Here is a 14,682-nt window from a genome sequence, read left to right as displayed (position 1 = left end):
CCCTTCGACGTTGAAGGGGCGGCTATATGTATGTTGTTGGGTTAGCTAATGCAGCGGTTGTGCCAAGTTGCCAGGCGCCCGGATTTAGGGGGTGCGCCCGTAATGGCCAGTCAGGTTTCGCGCTTTAGTGGTGCAATAACCAGTACAGCAGCACCAGATTGATCAACAAGGACGCCATCGCCAGGGTCTGCCAGACCTTCAGCGGTTCACGCTCCAGCAATGGCCTCGGCCGCACGCTGAGTTCGCGGCGGTCGGCCTGTTCCAGTATCAGCAGCCATTCTTCGGCGGTTTCATAACGCTGCGCAGGTTGCGCCGCCACGGCCCGTTCCAGGCTGAGTGGCAACCAGTCGGGCAGGTCAGGGCGGTAACGACTGGCGCTGACCGCTTGGGTGAAGCGGGGCCGTTGGAAAGCCTCGATTTCTCCGTAGGGGTAATGCCCGGTCAGCAGGTAATACAGGGTCACGCCAACGCTGTACAAATCCTGCTGCGGCGTAGGACGCTCGCCACCGAACGCCTCGGGCGCGATAAAACTCGGCGTGCCGGGCAGCAAGTGAGCGCGGTCCTCGGAGAGCCCCGGGCAGTAGGCCAGGCCGAAATCCAGCACGCGCAGCTCGCCATCCTCGCCCAGCAACAGGTTCTCCGGTTTGATATCGCGGTGCAGAATCTGCCGCCGGTGCAGCAGGCCCACCGCCCGCAGCAGGCGCTCGGCGATGGACTGCCACTGCGCCAGCGGCAATGGGCCCTGATGCTTAAACAGCGCTGCGAGGGTTTGCCCGGAATATTCACGCATCACGTAGTACAAATGCTGACGCCCGGCGGCCGCGTGGACTTCAGGAAATGCGCGCCCGGCAACACGCCGCAGAAACCATTCCTCCGACAGCAATGCCTGGCCGGCATCGCTGTCATCGTCGCGGTTGAGGGGCAAGGTTTTCAGCAGCCAGGGTTGCTGCTGGGTATCACGGACCCGGTACAGCAAAGACTGTCGGCTCTGCGCCAGCACGCTTTCAACGTGCCAGCCTTCAAAGCGTTGACCGGGTTTGAGCGGCGGTGGCAATGGCCATTGCTGCAACTGCACCAATGCATCGCCGAGGGTCGCCGCGCCGAGTTCATCGACGCGTACCAGCAGAGCGCTGGCATTGTCCAGGCTACCGGCCAGGTGCGCAGCATTGACCAGTGTGTTGACCGCCACCTCAAGGTCGGCTTGCTCACGCAGGATCGCGCAAATGCTGTGATCGCCGAGCGTGGCCCATACGCCATCACTGAGCATCAGGAAACATTCGCCGGCGCGCAGCTCGCCATCAAGGAAGTCCAGCACCAGGTGCTGATCCAGACCCAGGGCGCGCTTGAGCACATGCTGCATGCCCGGTTGTTCCCACACATGGTCTTCAGTGATGCGCTGCAACTCGTCGTCCAGCCAGCGATACACCCGGCAATCGCCGACATGCGCCAGGGTGAAGCGCCTGCCGCGAAACACCAGGGCGCTGAGGGTGGTCAGCAACGGCTGGCCACCGCCATTGGCCTGCAGCCAGCGATTTTGCGCGAGCAGCAGGCGTTCCAGTGCCTGGGCCACGCCCCAGGTTTGCGGCGTGGCGTAGTAGTCCAGGGCCAGCGCTTGCAAGGTCGAGCGTGCGGCCAGGCCGCCGTCGGCGCACTGGCTCACGCCGTCGGCCAATGCGCACAGGTAGCCTTTGCTCGCCGCCAGTTCCGCCACGGGTGTGACCACCCGCAGCGCGTCCTGATTTTCCGCTCGAGGCCCGATGGCACTGGCCTGAGCAATGCTCAGTTGCAGGCCCATCAGACGCGGGCAGCGGTCACGGCAGCCGAGCCCCAGGTGGTTCTCCAGCGACGTTTCACGCCGTGCAAGCCGAACCAGGCCAACACGCCGAGGCTGGCAAACAACCACAGGGCCAGTTGATAGCTGCCGGTGCTCTGTTTGATTGCGCCCATGCCCGCCGCGAGGGCGAAGCCGCCAATACCGCCGGCCATGCCGATCAGGCCGGTCATCACGCCAATCTCAAGGCGAAAGCGTTGGGGCACCAGTTGGAACACGGCGCCATTGCCTGCGCCGAGGCCGAGCATGGTGCAGACGAAAAGCGCCAGTGCCGCGTAGGAACTCGGCAGGTTGAAACCCACCGCCGCGATGCAGATGGCCGCCACGCTGTACATGCCGAGCAGGGTGCGAATCCCGCCAAATCGATCGGCCAGTGCGCCGCCCAAGGGGCGCATCAGGCTGCCGCCGAACACGCAGGCGGCTGTGTAGTAACCGGCGGTCACCGGGCTCAGGCCATATTGGTCGTTGAAGTAGCCGGGCAGGGCGCTGGCCAGGCCGATGAAACCGCCGAAGGTCACGCTGTAGAAAAACATGAACCACCAGCTGTCGCGGTCGCCCAGGGCTTTGAAGTAGTCGGCCATGGACTTGGCTTTCGGGCGCTGCGGTGCATTGCGCGCGAGCCAAGCGAAGACGATCAGGGTGATGATCAGCGGAATCAGCGCAAAGCCGAATACATTGCTCCAGCCGAACGCGGCGGCCAGTACGGGCGCCAACAAGGCCGCAAACACGGTGCCGGAGTTACCGGCGCCGGCGATGCCCATGGCCTTGCCTTGGTGTTCAGCCGGGTACCACTGAGACGCCAGGGGCAGGGCGACGGCAAAGGACGCGCCGGCCATGCCCAGGCACACGCCCAGCAACAACGCTTGTTCGTAACTGTGAATCCCGAGTTTCCAGGCGCCGAACAGCGCCGCGATGACAATCACCTGGCCGATCAGCCCGGCCGTCTTGGGCGACAGCTTATCGGCCAGCATCCCCATCAGAAAGCGCAGCACGGCACCCGCCAGGATCGGCGTCGCCACCACGAGGCCGCGCTGTTGAGTGGTCAGGTGCAGGTCGGCGGCGATCTGTACCGCCAAAGGGCCCAGCAGGTACCAGACCATGAAACTCAGGTCGAAATACAGGAACGCGGCAAACAGGGTCGGGGTGTGCCCGGATTTCCAGAAGCTTGATTTCATCACGCACCTCAACGGTTGGGGGTCTTGTAAGAAGGCCTGGTGATGGGGCTCCGGTAAAAGGCCGCCCCACCGGCCCCATGCGCTGGGGCCAAAACGAAAAAACGCCGCCACCGGGTTCGCAAGGGCAAACCGGATGTGCGACGTCTTTGTCGTGGAGGGGCAACCGCCGTTGGTTACCTGTGATGAATGCTTAGCAAGAGCTGAGCCAGATTAGCCAAGCAGCTCGCTCATGGCGATAATCTGCTCCGCCACCTGGATCAGTTTCTGTTGGCGGCTCATGGCCTGACGGCGCATCAGGGTGTAGGCCTCTTCCTCATTGCAGCTCTTCATTTTCATCAGCATGCCCTTGGCCAGTTCGATGCGCTTGCGCTCAGCGAGCTGCTGGTCGCGGGCCTGGAGCTGGGCGCGCAGGGCCTGGTCGCTCTCGAAGCGCGCCATGGCGACGTCGAGGATCGGTTGCAGGCGCTGGGCCTGGATGCCCTCGACGATGTAGGCGCTGACGCCGGACTTGATCGCCTGGCGCATCACGTTCGGGTCGTGCTCGTCGGTGAACATCACGATTGGCCGGGGCTGATCGCGGCTGACCAGCACGACCTGCTCCATCACATCGCGCCCGGGTGACTCGGTATCGATCAGGATCACGTCCGGGCGCACCGTTTCGACGCGCGCGGGCAGGTCGATGGTCAGGCCGGACTCGTCAATGACCTCAAACCCGGCTTCGATCAGCGCGGCCTTGAGGCGCCCGACCTTGCGCGGGGTGTCGTTGATCAACAGGATTCGTAACATAGTCGTCCTCCTGTCAGCGCAAGGCCTGACGGCCGATGTGGTCGGCCATGGCATGCAGGCGGAAGCTGCGAGCGTAGGCGGCGGGGTCGGTGCCGTCCCAGATTTTGCCATCAATCAGTTGGCTGCTGCGCAGGTCCTGGCTGTGGGTCGGGACGCCGACAGCGCTGGCGGCCTCGCGATACAGCGCCAGCTGCTGCACCTGACGGGTGACGCCCAGGTAGTCCGGGTCTTCACGCAGCAGGCCCCAGCGTCGGAATTGGGTCATGAACCACATGCCATCGGACAGGTAGGGCAGGTTCACCTCGCCGTCGCCGAAAAACCGCAGCGCATGCGGATCTTGCCACCGGTTGCCCAGGCCGTCGTCATAAGTGCCGAGCAGGCGTGGTTCGATGCAGTCCAGCGGTGCGTCGAGGTAGTCGCGGGCACTGAGTAACTGTGCAGTGGAGCGGCGGTTTTCCTGGCTTTGCTCGATAAATCGGCTGGCCTCCAGGATCGCCATGACCAGCACGCGGGCCGTGTTGGGGTATTGGTCGACGAAGGCCTGGGTGCAGCCGAGGACTTTTTCAGGGTGGTCTGGCCAGATAGCTTGGGTGGTCGCCAGGGTAAAGCCCTGGTTTTGCTTCACCGCGCTGGCGCACCAGGGTTCGCCGACACAAAAGCCGTCGATGCGCCCGGCTTGCAGGTGGGCGACCATCTGCGGCGGCGGCACCACCACACTGTCAACATCCTGCAACGGATGGATGCCTTGGCTTGCGAGCCAGTAATACAGCCACATGGCGTGGGTGCCTGTGGGAAATGTCTGGGCGAAGGTCAGTTTTGTTCGGCTTTGGTGCACGTGACGGTCCAGTGCCTCAGGAGTGACCACCCCTTGTTGTTGCAGGGCGTGGGACAAATTGATGCTCTGACCATTCTGGTTCAGGCCCATCAGCACGGCCATGTCAGTGGGCGCTACACCGCCGATGCCCAGGTGCACTGCGTAAATCAGCCCGTACAGGCTGTGGGCGGCGTCCAGTTCACCGCTGACCAGTTTGTCGCGCAAGTTGGCCCAGGACGATTGGCGCTTGAGGTTCAGTGTCAGGCCGTAGGGTTGGGCAAAGCCCTGGGTGGCGGCGACCACAAGCGAGGCGCAGTCGGTGAGGGCCATGAAGCCCAGGTCCAGGCTGCTTTTCTCCGGGGCGTCACTGCCATGTACCCAGGCCAGCGGATTGTTCACCGGGCTGTTGCCCTCCGAATCGTTCATCAACACCTACCTTTTCTCTCAAAAAAAAGCGCCGTTTCCCCGGATGGCAATGTAGGCCATTGAAGGTAACGACGCCTTTGTCCGTAAGCCCGCTCCGACGTTGGCGCGCGCTCTGATGCAGAGTGCAAAGCAAGGCACATGCCACGGGCAGACAGGCGGTGTCTGCCGTCAGCTTTCCATCAAGATTGAAAGCTGACGCCCTCTCAGTATGGCCGCCTCTTTACACCAGACCACCAGGAACCCCACGGTGTCTATCGATTCCCAGGCCATGCTGAGTTGCCGTTGGTTGTGCCGATGGCTGCTGTGTTTCGCGCTGATGTTGATCAACATTTCCGCCCTGGCAGAGAGCTACCAGGCGAAGGATGACAGCCTGCACACCTTGTTCACCGCGTTGTCGGTGCCGTTGGGCCTGCCTGTCGTTGTCAGTCGCGATGTGGCGCGCACGCGTATTTCCGGCACCTTTGACCTGGGAGCGGCGCAGCAGACGCTGGCGTTAATCGCCGAGCAGCAACGCCTGATCTGGTACAGCGACGGGCAGGCGTTCTATGTGTATGACGCCGCGGAAGCGAAAAGTACGGCGGTGGCGTTGCGGCATATTTCGGTCGACCGGTTGCGGGGCTTTATGCGTCGCTCGGGGCTGGATGAGTCGAGCTATCCCCTCAGGGAGAGCGGCGGGCGCACCTTCTATGTGTCCGGGCCACCCAATTACGTGGATCAGGTGCTGCACCTGGCCCAATTGATGGACAGGCAACGCACTCAAGTGCGTGTGGGTGCCCAGTCCTTCGGCGTGGTGCAGGTGTTCAACACGCACGTGGCAGATCGTCAGTACGTCTTGGGTAATGAGACGGTCGAGGTGCCGGGCATGGCTTCGATGATCGAAGCCATGCTGGCCATCGAGCAGAAGGGTGAAACGCAGCGCCCGCCCAATGTGCTGGCTGACAAGAGCCTGGTGGTCATGGCCTATCCGGACTCCAACAGCCTGCTGGTCAAGGGCAAACCTGCCCAGATCAAGGTGCTTGAAGAGCTGGTGGCGGAACTCGACAAGCCGAAGCGGGCGATTGAAGTATCGCTATGGCGAGTGGATGTGGACCGGGACGAGTTGCGCAAAATGGACGTGGCGTGGGCGCGGGCGAGTGACCCCACAGTTGCGGCGACCCACGTCGCGGAACCCCTGGAAGATAATCGCTTGATGGCGCAACTCGTCGCGCTGGAGCGTCGACGCAAGGCCAGGATCGTCGCGTTTCCGGTCATTCTCACTCAGGAAAATGTGCCGGCAGTCTTCCAGGATGACCACACGTTTTACCTGCCAAAACCCGCAGACGAGGGCAGCGAATGGCAACCGGTGCGCTATGGCACGCAAGCCAGCGTGCTGCCGCGCTTTGCGCAAGCCAATCAGATTGAAATGCAACTGACCCTTGAGGATGACCGGCAGATGGGGGGCAAACCCAAGCCGGACTTGGCGGCGACGGTGGGGCGGGTGGGCATCAGCACGGTGGTACGTGTGCCCCAGGGCCGGCGCCTGTGGGTGGGGGGATTTCGGCGTGAGGATGAGGGCGCGGTCGCAAGTCGGCGTGCCGACGTACGGCTGTTCGTGATTCAGGCGCGGGCGGTTGGCAACGAGCCCAGGCTGCTGTCTGGAGCGATCGGGCCTCCGCCCCTGACACAGAGCCAATATGAGCGCGTGCAACGTGCGTTTGTGCGGGAGAACCGTGAAATCCCGGCATTGGAGTGAGCGCGCGGCAAGTGCATGCGCAAAGTCCTACGCAGTACCCGCCAAAAGCTTCGATTACATCGGCTTTTTCCTAACGTTGTTCGGGGCTCAGGTTTTTATAGTCGCGGTGTTGGCGTATCGGCCGTTTCTGGAAGTAAGGAATTCAATGTCTGTAGTCGGATGTAGAGGTGTGTATGACCATCGACAGTGATGGGCTGACGGCCTCACGGTTTTTTGCCGGTTGGTCCTTGCATGGCGACGGCCGGTTGACCGGCGAGGACGCGGATATTCAATTGCCGCCCAAGGAATGGCATGTACTTCGGCTGTTATTGACCTCCGACGGGGCGCTGATGACCAAGGACCGTTTACTGGAAACGGTCTGGCCCGGCGGGGACGTAGCCGAGGAGTCGCTCACCCGCTGCATCTACGCGTTGCGCAAACACCTGAAAAAGGACAAGGGGTTTATCAAGACGATCTATGGCCGGGGATATCGCTTTACCTGTGCCGTGCGAATCGAGCAGCTCGCCTCCCGCCCGCAGGGTCAGAGGGGCGCGCAGCATATTTGTTTGGCGTGCGGCCAGGTGAAACATGATTAAGGCAATGGTTAAAACCATGTTGTTGAGTGCATTGATGGGTGCTCAGCAAGTCTGGGCCGGTTGCTGGGATGAGGTGGCTCGCCGGTACGATATCGAGCCCGAGTTGCTGCAAGCCATTGCGGCGGTGGAGTCGGGTTACCGTGCGGATGCAAGGAACGCCGCCAATAGCGATGGCTCCCGGGATATCGGCCTGATGCAGATCAACAGCATGCACTTGCCGCGTCTGGCCAAGCAGGGGATTACCGAAGAGCGGCTGCTGAGTGAACCGTGCTTATCGGTCGAGGTGGGTGCATCGATCCTTGCCGAGTTTATCCAGCGATTCGGCTACAACTGGACCGCCGTGGGCTCCTACAACGCGGGTTCAGCACCCGAGCGCGAAGCCTTACGCCTGCGGTATGCCGAAAAAATATGGGCGCGGTATGAAGCATTGGTTGCGCAACGTCACTGACGATTGGGCGGCACGCCTCGCACCCGAGCCGCCACCCCGGCTATAATCGGCGCCACCTTTCGCTGCCATCCGAGTCTAGCCCGCCCATGTATACCCTGGCCCGCCAGCTGTTGTTCAAACTCTCCCCGGAAACTTCCCACGATCTGTCCCTGGACCTGATCGGTGCCGGTGGTCGTCTGGGGCTCAATGGCCTGGTATGCAAGGCACCGGCGAAAATGCCGGTGTCGGTAATGGGTCTGGATTTCCCTAATCCTGTCGGCCTGGCAGCTGGCCTGGACAAAAATGGCGCGGCCATTGATGGCTTTGCGCAACTGGGCTTCGGTTTTGTCGAAATCGGCACCGTGACGCCACGTCCGCAGCCGGGCAATCCCAAGCCGCGTATCTTCCGTTTGCCGGAAGCCGAGGCGATCATCAATCGCATGGGCTTCAACAACCTGGGCGTTGATCACCTGCTCTCGCGGGTTCAGGCGGCCAAGTACAAGGGCATCCTGGGTATCAATATCGGCAAGAATTTCGACACGCCGGTGGAGAACGCGGTCGATGACTACCTTATCTGCCTGGACAAGGTCTACGCCCACGCCAGCTATGTGACCGTCAACGTCAGCTCGCCCAACACCCCGGGCCTGCGCAGCCTGCAGTTTGGCGACTCCCTCAAGCAACTGCTTGAAGCCCTGCGTCAGCGTCAGGAAGACCTGGCCGTGCGTCATGGCAAGCGTGTGCCGTTGGCTATCAAGATTGCCCCGGACATGAGCGACGAAGAAACCGTGCTGGTCGCCCAGGCCCTGGTGGATTCGGGTATGGACGCGGTGATTGCCACCAACACCACCCTGAGCCGTGTTGGCGTCGAAGGCTTGGCCCATGGTGACGAGGCGGGCGGGCTGTCGGGCGCGCCGGTGCGTGATCAGAGCACCCACATCGTCAAAGTGCTGGCCGCCGAGCTGGCGGGGCGTTTGCCGATCATTGCCGTAGGTGGCATTACCGAAGGCAAACACGCGGCCGAGAAAATCGCCGCCGGCGCCAGCCTGGTGCAGCTGTACTCGGGCTTTATCTACAAAGGCCCGGCGCTGATTCGCGAGTCGGTGGACGCGATCGCCGCCCTGCGCTGATGCTTTTATCGTTCCCACGCTCTGCATGGGAACGATAAAACCTTAAAAAACATCAGCCATTAAAAAGGGCTCCCTAAAGGAGCCCCTGGGCCGAAGCCCGCCGCCCGGATGGGGCGCGCGTGGTTAAGTCATTACATATTCGTGCTGATGTCGGAATTAAATGCCCTTGATTAGCCGACGGCGTGAAGTTCGTTGAGTCTGTGGATGCCCGCAGTGCCAGTCATACCGTCCCAGTTGTCGCCGCGTCCTTCTCGCCAGCCGTTGATCCAGGCTTGGCGTACCGACGGTAGAGTAAATGGGCAAAGCTCACGGGATTTGCCATGAACGCCATATTGATATCCGCGTAAAAATGCTCTTTCCAACGGATCACGCTTAAGTCTTCTCATAGGGTGTTTCCCTCACTTGTTGACTGTCTTGATATCCTTCGGCTTCGGGGGAAGCCGGGCAGAGTTTTTCTGCCGTTGGTGGGCTCGCTGCCGGCGTGGCGAGCCTGTGTGTCGACGTCGTTACGGCGTCAACCTGTGTTGAGTTCTAACCAATAGGTCACATGGATTCAATGACCGTTTTGTCATAAGCACGTAACGATAATGATGCTATAGCCATAAGCTGGGATGGCTTTTCGCCCCTTTTAATCGCTAAACCCAGCTATGATGTGCCCTGCAAAGAGGATGGGTTTAATCCTTTAGTGAGAATGCCCGCCCGTTGCAGTCGGTTATTATTCGACGAAGGGTCGGAATATTTCTTTTTGTTGCGTGACTTCTGTCACCAAAAGCTTTATCTGCCCCGTCCACCAAGGCCCAAAGGCCCGGCAGACGGGGTGGGACGGCACATTCGTGCCACGCGAGCACTCTTCAAGAAAAGTGCTTGATTGAAAACCGAGCCGGCGATGCGTCGCCCGTTCATTTATTGCTGAAAAGCCTGGAATGCCCCATGTCGGACCGTTTTGAACTCTTCCTCACTTGCCCCAAAGGCCTCGAAGGCCTGCTGATCGAGGAAGCCGTCGGGCTTGGCCTTGAGGAAGCCCGCGAGCACACCTCGGCCGTGCGCGGCATGGCCGACATGGAAACCGCTTACCGCCTTTGCCTCTGGTCGCGCCTGGCCAACCGCGTATTGCTGGTGCTCAAGCGCTTCCCGATGAAGGACGCCGAAGACCTCTACCACGGCGTGCTGGATATCGAATGGGCTGACCACATGGTGTCCGACGGCACCCTGGCGGTGGAATTCAGTGGTCACGGTTCAGGCATCGACAACACCCACTTCGGCGCGTTGAAGGTCAAGGATGCGATCGTCGACAAGCTGCGCACGCCGACCGGCGAGCGCCCGTCCATCGACAAGATCAACCCTGACCTGCGCATCCACCTGCGTCTGGACCGTGGTGAAGCGATCCTGTCCCTTGACCTCTCCGGCCACAGCCTGCACCAGCGCGGTTATCGCCTGCAGCAGGGCGCGGCACCGCTGAAAGAAAACCTGGCCGCCGCGATCCTGATCCGCGCGGGCTGGCCGCGCATTGCTGCCGAAGGCGGCGCGCTGACGGACCCGATGTGCGGTGTGGGCACCTTCCTGGTGGAAGGCGCGATGATCGCGGCCGACATGGCGCCCAACCTCAATCGCGAACTGTGGGGTTTCACCACCTGGCTGGGGCACGTCCCTGCGTTGTGGAAAAAACTCCACGCCGAAGCCAGTGAACGTGCCGCCATCGGCATGAACAAGACACCGTTGTGGATTCGTGGCTACGAAGCCGATCCGCGTCTGATCCAGCCCGCGCGCAACAACATTGAACGCGCAGGCCTGAGCCACTGGATCAAGGTGTACCAGGGCGAAGTCGGCACCTTCGAGCCGCGCCCGGACCAGAACCAGAAAGGCCTCGTCATCTGCAACCCGCCGTACGGCGAGCGTCTGGGTGATGAAGCCAGCCTGTTGTACCTCTACCAGAATCTCGGCGAGCGCCTGCGCCAAGCGTGCATGGGCTGGGAAGCGGCGGTGTTCACCGGCGCGCCGGACCTGGGCAAGCGCATGGGTATCCGCAGCCACAAACAGTATTCGTTCTGGAACGGCGCCTTGCCGTGCAAGTTGCTGCTGATCAAGGTCAACCCGGACCAGTTCGTCACCGGCGAGCGTCGCACTCCGGAGCAGCGCCAGGCCGAGCGCGAGCAAGCCGCTTACGATCAAGCCCCGGTCGAGCCGCAAGAGCGCCAGTACAACAAGAACGGCAACCCGATCAAACCTGCTCCGGCCCCTGTGGTTGAACAGGCGCGCTTGAGCGAAGGTGGGCAAATGTTCGCCAACCGCCTGCAGAAAAACCTCAAGCTGCTGGGCAAGTGGGCCAAGCGTGAAGGCGTGGATTGCTACCGTGTGTACGACGCCGACATGCCGGAATACTCCATGGCCATCGACCTGTACCACGACTGGGTCCATGTGCAGGAATACGCCGCGCCGAAATCCATCGACCCGGAAAAAGCCTCCGCGCGCATGTTCGATGCCCTGGCCGCTATTCCTCAGGCACTGAACATCGACAAGAGTCGTGTGGTGGTCAAGCGTCGCGAGCGCCAGAGCGGCACCAAGCAATACGAGCGTCAGAGCGCCCAGGGCAAGTTCACTGAAGTCAGCGAAGGCGGCGTGAAGCTGCTGGTCAACCTCACGGATTACCTCGACACCGGCCTGTTCCTCGACCACCGTCCGATGCGCTTGCGCATCCAGAAAGAAGCGGCCGGCAAGCGCTTCCTCAATCTGTATTGCTACACCGCCACCGCGAGTGTGCACGCAGCCAAGGGCGGCGCGCGCAGCACCACCAGCGTCGACCTGTCCAAGACTTACCTGGACTGGGCGCGTCGCAACTTCTCCCTCAATGGTTTCTCCGACAAGAACCGTCTGGAGCAGGGTGATGTGATGGCGTGGCTGGAGGCCAGCCGCGATGAGTTCGACATGATCTTCATCGACCCGCCAACCTTCTCCAACTCCAAGCGTATGGAAGGCATCTTCGACGTGCAGCGTGACCACGTGCAGTTGCTCGACCTGGCCATGGCGCGCCTGGCACCGGGCGGCGTGCTGTACTTCTCGAACAACTTCCGCAAGTTTGTGCTGGAGGACAACCTCGTCGAGCGCTACGCGGTCGAGGAGATCAGCGACAAGACCATCGACCCGGATTTCGCACGTAACGCGAAGATCCACCGGGCGTGGAAAATCACCGCGCGCTGATCGCTGCACCAAGTTGGCACATAAAAGCCGCAAGCCTTGATTATTCGAGGCTTGCGGCTTTTTTGCGCTGGTCAAATACAAACCCTGTGGCTATAAATGAAAGCCTAGCCAAAGTGACACCCCCGCACGCTGGCGTTGTGAGTGTTGCCTATGCCGATGCAAGCCGTACGCCCGAAAATCCTAGGCTTTATCAGTGAGCAGGCGTCGGCTTGGCTGGTGGCATTGGTGGTGTTATTGGCAGGTTGCGCGCTGACGGCGATCGTTGCCTGGGCGGCAGCCGACCTCTACCACCAACAGGTTCGCCAGCGTTTTCAGCTGTTGGTCAACGAGCGCTACACCCGCCTGCAGGAGCGGTTTGAAGACCAGGAGCAACGTCTTGGCAGCCTGCGGCGCTTCTTCGCCAATTCCAGCGATGTGTCCCGCGCCGAGTTTGAGGGCTTTGCCCAACCCCTGCTATTGCGCACCCGTGCTTATGCGTGGGCACCGCGGATTTACCGCGACCAACGCAGCCAGTTCGAGCAGGAAATTTCGCGCCAGCGCGGCACTCCGTTTGCCATTCGCGAACTCAATTCATCGGGAGAGCTTTCGCCGGCCTCCGAGCGTGATGAATACGTGCCGGTGTTGTACAGCCAGACTCAAAGCCTGCTGGGATCGCCGTTAGGGTTTGACCTGCTGGCCCAGCCGCTGCGGCGTTCGGCCGTGGAGCGGGCGCAAAAGAGTGGTGAGCCTGCCGTGTCTCAGCCGATGCAGTTGGTGGGCGTGGAGCCGGCCTATGCTGCCGGGGTTCTGTTGGTCTCACCCGTCAGTGAAACCCCGAATGCCGAGCCTTACGGGTTTGTGATGGCGGTGATCAGCATGCGTCAGCTGGTGGCCGACGGCTTGCCCAAACCCAATCGCGATAACCTGGTGATGCAGATCGTCGACACCTCCGATTCGCAACAGCGCGTGCTCTACGCGTCCAGCAATGCGGTGGGCAACAGCGACCTCACGGCGGCGCGCCGTTTGACCCTTGGCGATCATGTCTACGCGCTGACCTTGCGCACCAGCCAGGTGTTTGACCTGGCCAACCACTCCTCGATGAACACGATCCTGACCATGGGCGGGCTCCTTAGCCTGCTGCTCAGCGCGCTGCTGTATGTGTTGGTCAGCCAACGTCAACGCGCACTGAAGCTGGTGGAGCAGCGTACCCTGCAGTTGCGTTCGCGTGAGCAGGAATTGCGCGGCGCGCACGGGCAATTGCGCAGTGTGCTGAATGCCGCCACTCAGGTCGCCATCATTGCCACTGACTTGCGTGGCGTGATCAATACGTTCAATGCAGGCGCCGAGCAGATGCTCGGTTTCAAGGCCGAGCAAGTGCTTGGGCGCATGACCCTGGAAAGCCTGCACCTGGCTGCCGAGCTTGAAGCCCGCGCCGCCAGTTTAAGCATCACCTTGGGCAAGCGTATTCCGCCGAGCCAGGCAATGTTGGTGGAGAGCCCGGATAGCTTGCACGAAGCGCGCGAGTGGACGCTGTTACGCCAGGACCGCAGCCCGTTGACCGTGAACATGCTCGGGACTGTATTGCTCGACGACTATGGCCTGTGGATCGGGCACTTGGCGATTTACCTGGATGTCACCGAGCAAAAGCGTGCCTATGAGGCGCTGGCGGCGCGAGATCGGTTGCTGAAAAAACTCAGTTCCCATGTGCCCGGCGGTATCTTTCAGTTCACCCTGGAGCCTCAGGACAATTGGCGTTTCATCTACGCCAGCGATGGCATGCGCGACATCTATGAGATCGACCCCGGGGTGCTGCAGCAGGATGCGAACAAGGTGTTCGAGCGCATCCACCCCCAGGACGCCGAGCGGGTGCGGGCGTCGATCCGCCTGTCGGCGCTGCAGTTGAGCCATTGGCGCGAAGAGTATCGCGTGTTGTTGCCGCAGCGAGGCCTGCGCTGGATTCGCGGCGAGGCTACGCCGGAAGAGTTACCGGGAGGCGGTACGCTGTGGCACGGCTACGTGTCGGACATTTCTGATCTCAAGCGCGTTGAGGAAGAACTGCGTGCGCTGTCCATCACCGACGCCCTGACGGGCATTCATAACCGCCGCTATTTTCAGGATCGCCTGAAGGCCGAAATGCTCCGGCTCAACCGCAACTCGGGAACCCTGTCGTTGATCATGCTCGACATCGACCACTTCAAGCGCATCAACGACCTGCACGGGCACGGCGTGGGAGACGGGGTATTGCAGGAGGTGTGCACGCGCATCGGCCAGCGCCTGCGTCGCACCGATGTGTTCTGCCGCCTGGGCGGCGAAGAGTTTGTGGTGCTGTGCCCCAATACCGATGGCGAGCAGGCGTACAGCGTGGCGATGGAATTGTGGCAGGCATTGCGCAGTGCGCCGATGGAGGCGGTGGGGGTGGTCACTGCCAGTTTTGGTGTGGCCAGCTGGCAGCTCGATGAAGGCATTGATGGGCTGCTGTTGCGCGCGGACTCGGCGGTGTATGTGGCCAAGCAGGCGGGCAGGGACCGGGTGGAGGCTGAGCGACTGCGCGCTTGAATCCAACACAGCATTAAACTGTGGGAGCTGGCTTGCCTGCGATAGCATCACCTCGGCTC

At 61.6% G+C, this 14,682-nt stretch carries 11 protein-coding genes; 6 read left to right on the top strand and 5 right to left on the bottom strand.

Annotation, left to right across the window (positions count from 1 at the left end; genetic code table 11):
• Positions 1-124: 124 nt before the first annotated feature.
• From BFW87_RS03300 to BFW87_RS03285, 4 genes are all read right to left on the bottom strand, one after another.
• Positions 125-1,795, bottom strand: a complete 1,671-nt coding sequence (locus BFW87_RS03300; protein WP_078738549.1) for a bifunctional protein-serine/threonine kinase/phosphatase — start codon at positions 1,793-1,795, stop codon at positions 125-127.
• Positions 1,795-3,006 (bottom strand): nitrate/nitrite transporter, encoded by a 1,212-nt coding sequence (locus BFW87_RS03295; RefSeq protein WP_078738548.1) that lies wholly within the window; start codon positions 3,004-3,006, stop codon positions 1,795-1,797. Before BFW87_RS03295 ends, BFW87_RS03300 begins: the two co-directional genes overlap by 1 nt.
• 210 nt (positions 3,007-3,216) lie before the next feature.
• A complete protein-coding gene (locus BFW87_RS03290) occupies positions 3,217-3,792 on the bottom strand; it encodes an ANTAR domain-containing response regulator (protein ID WP_078738547.1) in 576 nt (191 codons plus the stop codon).
• A gap of 13 nt (positions 3,793-3,805) precedes the next feature.
• Positions 3,806-5,032 (bottom strand): CmpA/NrtA family ABC transporter substrate-binding protein, encoded by a 1,227-nt coding sequence (locus tag BFW87_RS03285; RefSeq protein ID WP_078738546.1) that lies wholly within the window; start codon positions 5,030-5,032, stop codon positions 3,806-3,808.
• 247 nt (positions 5,033-5,279) lie between these two features.
• Between BFW87_RS03285 and sctC the strand changes: the two genes are divergently transcribed.
• The 4 genes from sctC to BFW87_RS03265 all read left to right on the top strand — a co-directional run bounded on the left by sctC (position 5,280) and on the right by BFW87_RS03265 (position 8,893).
• On the top strand, positions 5,280-6,764 hold the full coding sequence (sctC, locus tag BFW87_RS03280; RefSeq protein WP_078738545.1) for a type III secretion system outer membrane ring subunit SctC: 1,485 nt from the start codon (positions 5,280-5,282) through the stop codon (positions 6,762-6,764).
• Positions 6,765-6,937: 173 nt separating this feature from the next.
• Positions 6,938-7,339, top strand: a complete 402-nt coding sequence (locus tag BFW87_RS03275; RefSeq protein ID WP_078738544.1) for a winged helix-turn-helix domain-containing protein — start codon at positions 6,938-6,940, stop codon at positions 7,337-7,339.
• On the top strand, positions 7,332-7,787 hold the full coding sequence (locus BFW87_RS03270) for a transglycosylase SLT domain-containing protein (RefSeq protein WP_078738543.1): 456 nt from the start codon (positions 7,332-7,334) through the stop codon (positions 7,785-7,787). Before BFW87_RS03275 ends, BFW87_RS03270 begins: the two co-directional genes overlap by 8 nt.
• Before the next feature lie 86 nt (positions 7,788-7,873).
• On the top strand, positions 7,874-8,893 hold the full coding sequence (locus BFW87_RS03265; protein WP_078738542.1) for a quinone-dependent dihydroorotate dehydrogenase: 1,020 nt from the start codon (positions 7,874-7,876) through the stop codon (positions 8,891-8,893).
• Between the two features lie 170 nt (positions 8,894-9,063).
• On the opposite strand, the gene rmf is transcribed toward BFW87_RS03265, so the two are convergent.
• The gene (gene rmf / locus BFW87_RS03260; protein WP_002553055.1) at positions 9,064-9,279 is read right to left on the bottom strand and encodes a ribosome modulation factor; all 216 of its coding nucleotides are present in this window, start codon (positions 9,277-9,279) and stop codon (positions 9,064-9,066) included.
• Between the two features lie 544 nt (positions 9,280-9,823).
• Between rmf and rlmKL the strand changes: the two genes are divergently transcribed.
• Both rlmKL and BFW87_RS03250 read left to right on the top strand, forming a co-directional pair.
• On the top strand, positions 9,824-12,088 hold the full coding sequence (rlmKL, locus tag BFW87_RS03255; protein ID WP_078738541.1) for a bifunctional 23S rRNA (guanine(2069)-N(7))-methyltransferase RlmK/23S rRNA (guanine(2445)-N(2))-methyltransferase RlmL: 2,265 nt from the start codon (positions 9,824-9,826) through the stop codon (positions 12,086-12,088).
• A 150-nt stretch (positions 12,089-12,238) separates the two neighbouring features.
• The gene (locus BFW87_RS03250) at positions 12,239-14,623 is read left to right on the top strand and encodes a sensor domain-containing diguanylate cyclase (protein WP_078738540.1); all 2,385 of its coding nucleotides are present in this window, start codon (positions 12,239-12,241) and stop codon (positions 14,621-14,623) included.
• Positions 14,624-14,682 lie beyond the last annotated feature (59 nt).

Source organism: Pseudomonas fluorescens (assembly GCF_002022275.1).
GTDB lineage: Bacteria > Pseudomonadota > Gammaproteobacteria > Pseudomonadales > Pseudomonadaceae > Aquipseudomonas > Aquipseudomonas fluorescens_AJ.
This window is presented reverse-complemented; position numbering and strand designations above follow the sequence as displayed.